At 58.3% G+C, this 12,134-nt stretch carries 11 protein-coding genes; 2 read left to right on the forward strand and 9 right to left on the reverse strand.

Translation table 11 applies throughout. From position 1 onward, the window contains the following. Window positions 1-506 precede the first annotated feature (506 nt). A complete protein-coding gene (locus C7534_RS12870; RefSeq protein WP_109786100.1) occupies window positions 507-1,241 on the reverse strand; it encodes an XRE family transcriptional regulator in 735 nt (244 codons plus the stop codon). A 212-nt stretch (window positions 1,242-1,453) separates the two neighbouring features. On the opposite strand from C7534_RS12870, the gene mutS reads away from it, so the two are divergent. After that, window positions 1,454-4,021 carry a DNA mismatch repair protein MutS gene (gene mutS / locus C7534_RS12875; protein WP_177412242.1) on the forward strand — a complete coding sequence of 856 codons (2,568 nt, stop codon included), beginning with the start codon at window positions 1,454-1,456 and terminating at the stop codon, window positions 4,019-4,021. Between the two features lie 142 nt (window positions 4,022-4,163). Further along, window positions 4,164-4,502, forward strand: a complete 339-nt coding sequence (fdxA, locus tag C7534_RS12880) for a ferredoxin FdxA (protein ID WP_109785998.1) — start codon at window positions 4,164-4,166, stop codon at window positions 4,500-4,502. A gap of 463 nt (window positions 4,503-4,965) precedes the next feature. On the opposite strand, the gene rpoS is transcribed toward fdxA, so the two are convergent. The 8 genes from rpoS to C7534_RS12920 form a co-directional block, all read right to left on the reverse strand. Further along, window positions 4,966-5,973, reverse strand: a complete 1,008-nt coding sequence (gene rpoS, locus C7534_RS12885; RefSeq protein ID WP_059407844.1) for an RNA polymerase sigma factor RpoS — start codon at window positions 5,971-5,973, stop codon at window positions 4,966-4,968. Window positions 5,974-6,079: 106 nt separating this feature from the next. Next, complete coding sequence (locus tag C7534_RS12890) at window positions 6,080-6,937, reverse strand: peptidoglycan DD-metalloendopeptidase family protein (RefSeq protein WP_109785999.1); 858 nt, start codon at window positions 6,935-6,937, stop codon at window positions 6,080-6,082. A 211-nt stretch (window positions 6,938-7,148) separates the two neighbouring features. Beyond that, window positions 7,149-7,784 (reverse strand): protein-L-isoaspartate(D-aspartate) O-methyltransferase, encoded by a 636-nt coding sequence (locus tag C7534_RS12895; protein WP_175649021.1) that lies wholly within the window; start codon window positions 7,782-7,784, stop codon window positions 7,149-7,151. A gap of 41 nt (window positions 7,785-7,825) precedes the next feature. Next, window positions 7,826-8,575: a 5'/3'-nucleotidase SurE gene (gene surE / locus C7534_RS12900; protein ID WP_046029231.1), complete on the reverse strand. Its 750-nt coding sequence runs from the start codon at window positions 8,573-8,575 to the stop codon at window positions 7,826-7,828. Further along, on the reverse strand, window positions 8,563-9,621 hold the full coding sequence (gene truD / locus C7534_RS12905; protein WP_109786000.1) for a tRNA pseudouridine(13) synthase TruD: 1,059 nt from the start codon (window positions 9,619-9,621) through the stop codon (window positions 8,563-8,565). The genes surE and truD overlap by 13 nt, the downstream gene beginning before the upstream one ends. Next, window positions 9,618-10,091 (reverse strand): 2-C-methyl-D-erythritol 2,4-cyclodiphosphate synthase, encoded by a 474-nt coding sequence (ispF, locus tag C7534_RS12910; protein WP_109786001.1) that lies wholly within the window; start codon window positions 10,089-10,091, stop codon window positions 9,618-9,620. Before ispF ends, truD begins: the two co-directional genes overlap by 4 nt. A gap of 53 nt (window positions 10,092-10,144) precedes the next feature. Beyond that, a complete protein-coding gene (gene fghA / locus C7534_RS12915; protein WP_109786002.1) occupies window positions 10,145-10,990 on the reverse strand; it encodes an S-formylglutathione hydrolase in 846 nt (281 codons plus the stop codon). 8 nt (window positions 10,991-10,998) lie between these two features. Beyond that, complete coding sequence (locus C7534_RS12920; protein ID WP_027924991.1) at window positions 10,999-12,111, reverse strand: S-(hydroxymethyl)glutathione dehydrogenase/class III alcohol dehydrogenase; 1,113 nt, start codon at window positions 12,109-12,111, stop codon at window positions 10,999-11,001. Between the last annotated feature and the right edge of the window lie 23 nt (window positions 12,112-12,134).

A 12,134-nucleotide genomic window follows, 5' to 3' on the forward strand; every position in this document is an offset into this window, starting at 1 on the left:
TGTTGAACAGACATAAAAAATCCGATGCCAGAGGTCTGGCATCGGATTTTCGGGGAAGCCCGGCTGGGACTCAAATACTTAAGTGAACAGCATTAGGCGTAGTTCCGGGCTTTTCAGTAATGCGGCCCTTCGTTGACCTTTCGGCGCTACTGGCGCGGTACGAGTCCATTCATATTGTTTTTCCGACCGCGGTCCCTGCCCGCCGGATAACTGCTTCTGGTGCTTTACGCTGCACACCCGGGTCAGTTGCCAACCCTCTGAACCGTTGAGGCCGGTTCATCGCTGCCTTTGTGGTGGAACTAAAGAACTTCGTTTCGAGCTGCTTTGTTGAGCGGCTTGAGACAAAGAATATGCATGGATGCATATACAGTCAATGCACTAATGCATTTATTTATGCATTTTATATGCGCTGCCGCATGAAAACCCCCGCAAACAAAGGCGTTGCCGGTTTTCGATAGGCGAAAAAAAACCCGCCGGGTGGCGGGTTTTATCTGAACGTAGCGAGGTTAGCGGGCGTACATGCCCCACCAGAAGACATGGCCGAGGATGACGATCTGCTCTTCCTGGATTTCCTGGAAGGTGTAGTCCTCGTCCGGATGCTCATCGCGATTGAAGCTGCGCAGGCGAATGCCGGTCGGCAGGCGATATAGCTGCTTCACTCGCAGTTGGCCGTTATGGTTGATCGCATAAAGGTCGCCATCCACGATGTCGCCGATCCCGCACTTGCCCGCGTTCACCCCAACGGTTGCACCATCGCGCAGCACGGGCAACATGCTGTTGCCACGCACCGTCACGCATTTTGCCTGGTCGAATTGCACGCCGTTGTGGCGCAGGCTGCGTTTGCCGAAGCGCAGGCTAGAGCGCTCGCTCTCTTCGATGACGAATCTTCCTGATCCAGCAGCCAATTCAACCTCGCGAAGAAAGGGGACCGACACCTCGTCATCATCGACCGGCGTATCGTCGTCCCACAGACTTATGTCCTTGAGTTCGGAATGTGATTGATCGCGCCCGGCATTGGCGGTCGCCGACACGTCCGTACGGCCGCGCAACTGATCGGTGCTCACGGCGAAGTACTCGGCGATCTTCGAGATGTGTTTATCCGAGGGATCGACGATCTTCCCGCTGAGGATCCGCGAGAGAGTGGATTGAGGCACGCCGGTACGACGGTGAAGCTCCGTGGGGGAGATCCCGTGCTGATCGAGCAGTGCTCTTAAAACGGTAGAAACATTGCGTTTTTGCATAACGCGCATAGTGCTTGTTCTTTTCACTGAAGACAAATGCTGTTTTGCATAAAGCGTGCATATCCAGCGCAAATGTGCCACAGGGCTTTCATGCCTGCGTCGGGCGGACCGCCCATGGTAATCTTGCGCCCATCGCGGAAAAGCCGGGCCAATGCCCCTCCTTTGCCCTACACCTTTCAACGAGTTTTCCTGAATTTCCGATGAATAAAGCCATCTCCGATTTGTCCTCTCACACGCCAATGATGCAGCAGTACTGGCGTCTGAAGAACCAGCACCCTGATCAGTTGATGTTCTACCGCATGGGCGACTTCTACGAGATCTTCTATGAAGACGCAAAGAAAGCCTCCAAGTTGCTGGACATCACCCTGACCGCTCGCGGGCAGTCTGCCGGCCAGGCGATTCCGATGTGTGGGATTCCTTACCATGCAGCGGAAGGTTACCTCGCGAAACTGGTCAAGCTTGGCGAGTCGGTGGTGATTTGTGAGCAGGTGGGTGACCCGGCCACCAGCAAAGGGCCGGTGGATCGTCAGGTAGTGCGGATCATCACGCCGGGCACGGTCAGTGATGAAGCGCTGCTGGATGAGCGTCGGGACAATCTGATCGCCGCGGTGCTGGGTGACGAGCGCCTGTTCGGCCTGGCCGTGCTGGACATCACCAGCGGAAATTTCACGGTGTTGGAAATCAAGGGTTGGGAAAACCTGCTGGCGGAGCTGGAGCGGGTCAATCCGGTCGAGCTGATGATCCCGGACGACTGGCCGAAGGACCTGCCAGCGGAAAAACGTCGTGGGGTTCGTCGCCGTGCGCCGTGGGATTTCGAGCGCGACTCGGCGCTGAAAAGTTTGTGCCAGCAATTTTCGACCCAGGACCTTAAAGGCTTTGGCTGCGAGAACCTGACCCTGGCCATCGGTGCCGCCGGTTGCCTGCTCAGCTACGCCAAGGAAACCCAGCGCACCGCCCTGCCGCACTTGCGCAGCCTGCGCCATGAGCGCCTGGATGACACCGTAGTGCTGGACGGCGCGAGCCGTCGCAACCTGGAACTGGACACCAACCTGGCCGGTGGCCGCGACAACACCCTGCAATCGGTGGTCGATCGCTGCCAGACCGCCATGGGCAGCCGTTTGCTGACCCGCTGGCTGAATCGTCCGCTGCGGGATCTGACCGTATTGCTGGCGCGCCAGACCTCGATCACGTGCCTGCTCGACGGCTACCGCTTTGAAAAGCTGCAACCGCAGCTCAAGGAAATCGGCGACATTGAGCGGATTCTGGCGCGGATCGGCCTGCGCAACGCCCGCCCTCGCGACCTCGCTCGTCTGCGCGATGCACTGGGCGCTTTGCCTGAGTTGCAAGTGGCGATGACCGAGCTGGAAGCACCGCACATCATTCAACTGGCCAAGACCACCAGCACCTACCCGGAACTGGCGGCGCTGCTGGAAAAAGCCATCATCGACAACCCGCCTGCGGTGATCCGTGACGGCGGCGTGTTGAAGACCGGTTACGACAGCGAACTCGACGACCTGCAATCGCTCAGCGAAAACGCCGGGCAGTTCCTGATTGATCTGGAAGCACGCGAGAAAGCCCGCACCGGCCTGTCGCACCTGAAGGTCGGTTACAACCGCATTCATGGCTACTTCATTGAACTGCCAAGCAAGCAAGCCGAATCCGCGCCGGCCGACTACATCCGTCGCCAGACGTTGAAAGGTGCCGAGCGTTTCATCACCCCGGAACTCAAGGCGTTCGAGGACAAGGCGCTGTCGGCCAAGAGCCGTGCCCTGGCCCGCGAGAAAATGCTTTACGAAGCGCTGCTCGAAGACCTGATCGCCCAATTGCCACCGCTGCAGGACACCGCCGCTGCGCTGGCCGAACTGGACGTACTGAGCAACCTGGCCGAACGAGCGCTGAACCTCGACCTGAACTGCCCGCGCTTCGTCGACGAGCCCTGCATGCGTATCACCCAGGGTCGTCACCCGGTGGTCGAGCAAGTGCTGAGCACGCCGTTCGTGGCCAACGACCTGAGCCTCGACGACAACACGCGGATGCTGGTGATCACCGGTCCGAACATGGGCGGTAAATCCACCTACATGCGTCAGACCGCGCTGATCGTGTTGCTGGCGCACATCGGCAGCTTCGTGCCGGCGTCCAGTTGTGAACTGTCGCTGGTGGACCGGATCTTCACCCGGATCGGCTCCAGTGATGACCTGGCGGGCGGCCGTTCGACCTTCATGGTCGAAATGAGCGAAACCGCGAACATTCTGCACAACGCCACCGAACGCAGCCTGGTGCTGATGGACGAAGTCGGGCGCGGCACCAGCACCTTCGATGGCCTGTCCCTGGCATGGGCCGCCGCCGAGCGACTGGCGCACCTGCGGGCTTACACGCTGTTCGCCACCCACTACTTTGAGCTGACAGTGCTACCGGAGGCGCAACCACTGGTGGCCAACGTTCACCTCAATGCTACCGAGCACAACGAACGCATCGTGTTCCTGCACCATGTGCTGCCTGGGCCGGCGAGTCAGAGTTACGGCCTGGCAGTAGCGCAACTGGCCGGTGTGCCGAGCGAAGTGATCGTGCGTGCTCGCGAGCATTTGGGTCGCCTGGAAGCCACCGCCCTGCCCCACGAGGTTGCGCCACCCGTCAAAGGCAAACCGGCCGCGCCACAGCAAAGCGACATGTTCGCCAGCCTGCCGCACCCGGTGCTCGACGAGTTGACTAAGCTCAACCTGGATGACATGACCCCGCGTCGTGCACTCGAAATGCTCTATACACTGAAGAACCGGATCTAACGCACTTGCCTGCAAGCTGTTAGAATCTCGCGCGGTTTGGGATGCTGCTGGCTAATAGCCTGGCCAGCAGACTATCGCTCCCAAACCTGGCGACCCCTACGTGAAGGGGCGCAGCAAGCCGCGCCTGAGGAGAAAATTAGAAATGACCTTCGTCGTCACCGACAACTGCATCAAGTGCAAGTACACCGACTGCGTAGAAGTCTGTCCGGTGGACTGCTTTTACGAAGGCCCGAACTTCCTGGTGATTCACCCGGATGAGTGCATCGACTGCGCATTGTGCGAACCAGAATGCCCTGCCGTGGCCATCTTCTCCGAAGATGAAGTGCCTGCCGGCATGGAGGAGTTCATTCAGCTGAACGTGGAACTGGCCGAAATCTGGCCGAACATCACCGAGAAGAAAGAATCGTTGCCTGATGCAGACGAGTTTGATCGCGTCATCAACAAATCTGTAGGCAGTAAGCTCAAAGACCTCGAACGCTGATTACCCCCGCGTTCCGATAAAAGGCCCCACGAGGGCCTTTTTGCTTTTTTGCAGGCAAAAAAAGGGGCGGTTCGACCCGCCCACATTTTTTCCCTATTCCCTGTATTCCTTTTCATCGTCCTGATGAATCACTTCCTGTGATGTCCTTTCCCTTCATCCTTGAAAGGCGTGTCTGTCCGTCGACACAGTTCAGATAGTAGAGACTTCCTTACCAGGAGCAATCGGCCCGAATCAGGAAAACCTGTTGTCACATGCTCTTAACTTTAAAAAATATGCATACACATCAAATAGATAGATTTGATGCTGTAGGAAAATGGACGACTAGCGCCCTGTAAAAATAACGAACGCTTACGAAAGAGTAAGCAAAGACTTACAACGCAAGACTACAAACTTGCGGCAAACCCCCAGGCAATAAAAAACCCCGAACAAGTCGGGGTCTTTTACTACCGGTCAAGCGTATCGCCTATTGAAACAGCGACTCGCTCGACAGGCCGTTCTTCTCGAGAATCTCCCTAAGACGCTTCAGGCCTTCCACCTGAATCTGTCTGACCCGTTCCCGGGTCAGGCCGATCTCCAGGCCTACGTCTTCAAGCGTGCTGCTCTCGTGCCCCCGCAAGCCGAAGCGACGCACCACCACTTCGCGTTGCTTGTCGGTCAGCTCCGACAGCCATTGATCGATGCTTTGGGACAAATCGTCATCCTGCAGCAGCTCACAAGGGTCGGTTGGACGGTCATCAGTCAGGGTGTCCAGCAGGGTTTTATCCGAATCCGGACCCAGCGAGACGTCGACCGAAGAAACCCGCTCGTTGAGGCCAAGCATGCGCTTGACTTCGCCCACCGGTTTTTCCAGCAGGTTGGCGATTTCTTCGGGTGAGGGTTCATGATCGAGCTTTTGAGTCAGCTCCCGTGCAGCCCGCAGGTACACGTTAAGCTCCTTGACCACATGGATCGGCAACCGGATGGTCCGGGTCTGATTCATGATCGCGCGCTCGATGGTCTGACGAATCCACCAGGTTGCGTAGGTCGAAAAGCGGAAGCCGCGTTCAGGGTCGAACTTCTCCACTGCCCGAATCAAGCCGAGGTTACCCTCTTCGATCAGGTCCAGCAGCGACAGCCCACGATTGACGTAACGCCGGGCGATTTTAACCACCAGCCGCAGGTTGCTTTCAATCATGCGCTTGCGCCCGGCCGGATCGCCACTTTGCGACAGGCGCGCAAAATGAACTTCTTCTTCCGGGGAGAGCAATGGGGAAAAGCCGATTTCATTGAGGTACAACTGCGTGGCATCCAGTGCCCGCGTGTAATCGATGTACTTGTGCTGCTTTAGCGAAGCGGAGTGTTTGGATTTGGCACGAACGGAAGGTGGAGCTGCCCCTTCATCATTCGACATCGAATCCGTCCCGATGCCGGTCTCCATCAGGAGAACCTCATCGTCGATGTCAAACTCCGGCACTTCTTTACTGAGAGCCATTGTTATAGTCCTTTGGTGAGTTCGACCTCAAGCTCAAGCGGCGCCTTTATCCTTGGCAACGCTGGAGCCTGTTCCCTCTACGTGACGGAACAGGCTGGCTAACAAATCAACGACGTGGCAGGAATTGCAGCGGATCTACAGGTTTACCTTGCCGGCGAATCTCAAAATGCAGTTTCACCCGGTCTGTACCCGTTGACCCCATTTCGGCAATTGTCTGTCCGACCTTGACCTGCTGCCCCTCCCGAACCAACAGCCTGCGGTTATGTCCGTAGGCACTAACGTAGGTATCGCTGTGTTTGATGATGACTAATTCGCCGTAGCCCCTTAAGCCACTCCCGGCGTATACCACCGTCCCATCAGACGCAGCTAAAACAGGCTGTCCCAAATCTCCGGCGATATCAATTCCTTTATTCAAACTACCGTTTGAAGAGAATTTTCCAATCAGAATGCCATTAGATGGCCATCCCCAGCCGGTCGGGGCCGGTCCCGCAGGCGGCAATGGAGCGGGTGCCGGCTTGCTGGCGACGGACGGTGCAACCACCGTTGTCGTCGTAGTTGCGCCATTCGCCTGACGTCGGATTATCGTGGTTTTACTCGACGACGAAGGCGCCGAATCGGATGCGTTGGCCACCGCTGTCGGCGTTGATCCGGTGCGACCATCGAAGCGAATTATCTGACCCGGATGGATCGTGTAGGGCGTAGGAATGTTGTTCCGTGCGGCGAGGGCTTTGTAGTCCCAGCCGTAGCGAAAAGCGATCGAGAACAGGGTGTCTTTTGGCCGAACGACATACTGACCCGTGGTCACTGCCGGACGTTGGGGCGTAGCGTTACTGCGATCGACGACACCGACGCTACTCGATTTGGTGCTGGAGCAACCGACCAGCAAGGTGCTCAAGACAAGGCCAGTCACCAGGCGCTGAAAGCTCGTTGTACTCATACGCTGCGCAATGACTGTGAGACTCACCCGCCGCTCCCTATGTGGTGGCTGAAATTGTGGTTTGCCGTGTCCCGGCTCGAGATGTCGCAAGTATAACGGGCCGAACAGGCTTTACCTTTAATGAAGCGAAATCGCGACGCGCACACGTTTGCTGACTGACGATAAATACCGTTTAACCAATCGATGCCGCTGTAAGACACGGCCAATCGAAGAGAATTCAGCGCGCCAGAACAAATGCTCAGGCCAGTGGTCCGTTGAGCAATGGCACGAAACGCACCGCCCCCAAAACCCGCCGGGAAAAGCCTTGTTCTTCGCGGATGATCAGCATCAGCTGTTGCACCTCGCCGGAGCCGACCGGAATCACCAGCCGTCCACCCGGTGCCAACTGATCGAGCAACGCCTGAGGCACATCGGTGGCCACTGCCGTGACGATGATGCCGTTGTAAGGCGCCAGCGCTGGCCAGCCCTCCCAGCCATCGCCCCACCGAAACACCACGTTGCGCAGGTTCAGCTCCACCAGGCGCTCCTTGGCCCGGTCCTGCAAAATCTTGATGCGCTCAACGGAAAATACCCGTTCGACCAACTGCGACAGCACCGCTGTCTGGTAGCCCGAGCCCGTGCCAATTTCCATCACCTTGTCCAAGGGACCTGCCTCCAGCAGCAACTCACTCATGCGAGCCACCATGTAGGGCTGGGAAATGGTCTGGTTGTGCCCGATAGGCAACGCCGTGTCTTCGTAAGCACGATGGGCCAGCGCTTCGTCGACAAACAGGTGACGCGGTGTACGACGGATGACTTCCAGCACCTTGGCATTGGAAACACCTTCTTCATACAGACGCTGAATCAGGCGCTCGCGGGTCCGTTGAGAGGTCATCCCGATGCCGCGACGCAGCATATCGTCTTGTTCACGAGACATTAGCGCAGCCCCTCCAACCAGCCATCGAGACTACTGAAGGCATCATTGAAGGTGCGATCCAGTTGCAGCGGGGTGATAGAAACATAACCCTGCATGACGGCATGGAAATCGGTGCCCGGGCCACCATCCTCAGCATCCCCGGCGGCGGCGATCCAGTAACCGGACTTGCCGCGGGGGTCGACCACTTTCATGGGTGCCGCGGCCCGTGCGCGATGCCCGAGGCGGGTCAGCTGAATACCGCGAATATGGTCCAGCGGCAAATTGGGAATGTTCACATTCAGTACCGTGCGCGGCGGCAGGTCGAGATCGCCATGGGCTTCGACCAGCTTGCGTGCAAAGTAGGCGGCTGTGGGAAGGTTCTCTACTTGTCGTGAGACCAACGAGAAGGCAAACGAAGGGCGCTCAAGGAAACGCCCCTCAAGGGCTGCCGCCACGGTGCCGGAATACAACACGTCATCGCCCAGGTTGGCGCCCAGGTTGATCCCCGAAACAACCATATCCGGTTCGCGCTCCAGCAAGCCGTTCAGGCCCAGGTGCACACAATCGGTGGGAGTGCCGTTCACGCTGATAAAGCCGTTGGCCAGAGTTTGCGGGTGCAACGGACGGTCGAGCGTCAGCGAGCTGCTGGCGCCGCTTTTGTCCTGGTCCGGGGCGATAACCACGCATTCGGTGTAATCCGCCAGCGCAGCATAAAGCGCGGCGAGACCGGGTGCGGTTACCCCATCGTCGTTAGAAATCAGAATACGCATGGGCTGTCCGTCTGCCCCACCGGCACCAGATCAACAAGCTCGCGCACCAATACGGTGGCAAAGCATCCGGCCGGTAGGACGAATTCCAGTTGCAGAATGTCAGGCTCGGGATAATGCCACGTCAACCCACCAATGGGCAGCCGCAGAATGCGACGTTCGTGGCTCATACCGGCGTTAATCAACCAATCACGCAAGTCCGCTTCGCGAGCGGCGATTTCCTGCTCCAGTACATGGACAACGCCGGTCGCCGGCGAGTCACCTTCGCCCCACTGCGGGCCTGTCGGATGCAGATCGAGTATCGCCAGTCGCGGGTCGTTGCATTCGGCCTCACCGGCTGGAAAGAAGCTGCGACTGTCGGTGAAGGCCAGCAGATCGCCGACCTGGGCCTGCTGCCAGGTACCATCGGCGACGCGTGCCGCCAACACCTGATTAAACAAAAAACTGCGCGCCGTAGAGAGCAGACGCGAGCGCACGTTGCGCTGCTCAGGCAACGCTTTGCGCGCGGCCCAGGCACGGGCATCGACCACATTGCCGCCGTCGAAGCCGAAACGTTGGGCACCGAAATAATTGGGAATACCCTGCTTGGCGATCAGTTGCAGTCGCTGTTCAATCGCCGTTTTGTCGCCAGCAAATTGAGTCAGGCGCAAGGTGAAACCATTGGCCGAATGAGCGCCGCGTTGCAGCTTGCGCTTATGCCGACCGGTCTTGAGAATTTTCAGCGTGTCGTTTTCGGCGGCCGACAAATCAGGATCAGCCTTGCCCGGCAGTTGCACGCTGAACCATTGGCGCGTCAGCGCCTGACGGTCCTTGAGCCCGGCATAACTGACGGTGCGCAATGGCACGCCCGCAGCCTTGGCGATACGCCGCGCCGCTTCCTCGGTATTCAGTCCGCGCTTTTCCACCCAGATCCACAAATGCTCGCCATCACCGCTGAGGGGGATATCGAGCACTTCATCGACCTGAAAATCTTCTGCCGTGGCTTTCAGAACCGCGGTGCCAAGCGCCTCACCATAGGCCCGCGGGCCAAGCAATTGCGATTCGTTCATGCGCGCAGCAACAAGGCAACGGAGTGCACGGCAATGCCTTCTTCGCGCCCGACAAAGCCAAGCTTTTCGGTGGTGGTAGCTTTCACGTTCACTTGATCCAGTTCAATTTGAAGATCCGCGGCAATCAGCGCGCGCATCGATTCGATATGCGGGGCCATTTTCGGCGCCTGGGCGACGATGGTGTTATCAACATTGCCGACTTTCCAGCCTTTGGCATGAATCAATGCGACGACATGACGCAACAGCACACGGCTGTCGGCGCCCTTGAAGGTCGGGTCGGTGTCCGGAAAATGCTTGCCGATATCACCCAGCGCGGCCGCGCCGAGCAAGGCATCGCTCAAGGCGTGCAGCAGGACGTCACCGTCGGAGTGAGCGAGCAGCCCGAAGCTGTGTGCAATGCGCACGCCGCCCAGAGTAATGAAATCGCCTTCAGCGAAACGGTGCACATCATAGCCGTGGCCAATACGCATAAAAAAACGCCCCGATTTTTGTCAGGGCGTGATTCTACCTGCTTTGTCGATCATTAGGCGCCTAGTGCACGCCCATGATGTTGCAAGTGATCGCCGATAAAACTGGCGATGAAGAAATAGCTGTGGTCATAGCCCGGTTGCAGGCGCAACGTCAGCGGATAACCGGCCAGTTTGGCCGCCTGTTGCAAGGCTTCAGGCTTGAGCTGGGTGGCAAGAAAATCATCGCGATCGCCTTGATCCACCAGCAGCGGCAACTGCTCGTCAGCCTCGGCAATCAATGCACAGGCATCCCATTCACGCCACTTCGAACGGTCTTCACCCAGGTAACGACTGAAGGCTTTCTGACCCCATGGGCAATCCATGGGATTGTTGATCGGCGAGAACGCCGACACCGATTGATAACGCCCCGGGTTGCGCAGCGCGCAGACCAGCGCGCCATGGCCACCCATGGAGTGCCCGCTGATGCCACGCTTGTCCGATGCAGGGAAATGGGCTTCAACCAATGCCGGCAATTCCTGCACGACGTAGTCATGCATCCGATAGTGCCGCGACCATGGCTCCTGCGTGGCATTCAGATAAAACCCGGCACCCAGTCCGAAGTCCCAGGCCCCCTCCGGATCACCCGGCACATCCGGACCGCGCGGGCTGGTGTCCGGCGCCACAATAATCAGCCCCAACTCGGCGGCCATGCGCATGGCGCCGGCCTTTTGCATGAAGTTCTCGTCGGTGCAGGTCAGGCCGGACAACCAGTACAGCACCGGCAATTTGCCGCCCTGCTCCGCTTGCGGCGGCAGATACACGGCAAACACCATGTCGCAGCCGAGCACATCTGAACGGTGCCGATAGCGCTTGTGCCAGCCGCCGAAGCTTTTCTGGCAGGAGATATTTTCCAGGCTCATGACCGACCTCAGAAATGGATGACGGAACGGATGCTCTTGCCTTCATGCATCAGGTCGAACGCCTTGTTGATATCTTCCAGGCCCATGGTGTGGGTGATGAACGTGTCCAGCGGGATCTCACCGGTCTCGGCCATTTCAACGTAGCTTGGCAACTCGGTACGACCACGCACGCCGCCGAACGCCGAACCGCGCCAGACGCGACCGGTGACCAGCTGGAATGGTCGGGTGGAGATTTCCTGACCGGCACCGGCGACGCCGATGATGACCGACTCACCCCAGCCCTTGTGGCAGCACTCAAGTGCGGCGCGCATCAGTTGCACATTGCCGATGCACTCGAAGGAAAAGTCGACGCCGCCATCGGTCATGTCGACGATGACTTCCTGAATCGGACGGTCGAAGTCTTTCGGGTTCACACAATCGGTTGCACCCAGCTGCTTGGCGATCTCGAATTTGGCCGGGTTGATGTCGATGGCAATGATGCGTGCAGCCTTGGCTTTTACCGCGCCAATCACCGCCGACAGACCAATGCCGCCGAGGCCGAAAATGGCCACGGTGTCACCCGGTTTCACCTTGGCCGTATTGAGCACCGCGCCGATGCCGGTGGTGACACCGCAGCCCAGCAGGCAGACTTTTTCCAGTGGCGCTTCTTTAGCAATTTTGGCGACCGAGATTTCCGGCAACACCGTGTATTCGGAAAACGTCGAAGTGCCCATGTAGTGGAAAATCGGCTGGCCCTTGTAGGAGAAGCGCGAAGTGCCATCCGGCATCAGGCCTTTGCCCTGGGTTGCGCGAATCGCCTGACACAGGTTGGTTTTGCCCGACAGGCAGAATTTGCACTGGCGGCATTCCGGGGTGTACAGCGGGATCACATGATCGCCGACTGCAACCGAGGTCACGCCCTCGCCGATCGCTTCAACCACCGCGCCACCTTCGTGACCGAGGATTGACGGGAAGATACCTTCCGGATCAGCGCCGGACAGCGTGTAGGCATCGGTATGGCAGACGCCGGAAGCAACCACACGCAACAGAACTTCGCCGGCCTTGGGCATGGCGACATCGACTTCGACGATCTCGAGGGGTTTCTTGGCCTCGAAGGCAACGGCAGCGCGCGACTTGATCATGTGGGTTCTCCAGTGAATAAAAA

The sequence above is a fragment of the Pseudomonas sp. OV226 genome, assembly GCF_003148705.1.
Taxonomy (GTDB): Bacteria; Pseudomonadota; Gammaproteobacteria; order Pseudomonadales; family Pseudomonadaceae; genus Aquipseudomonas.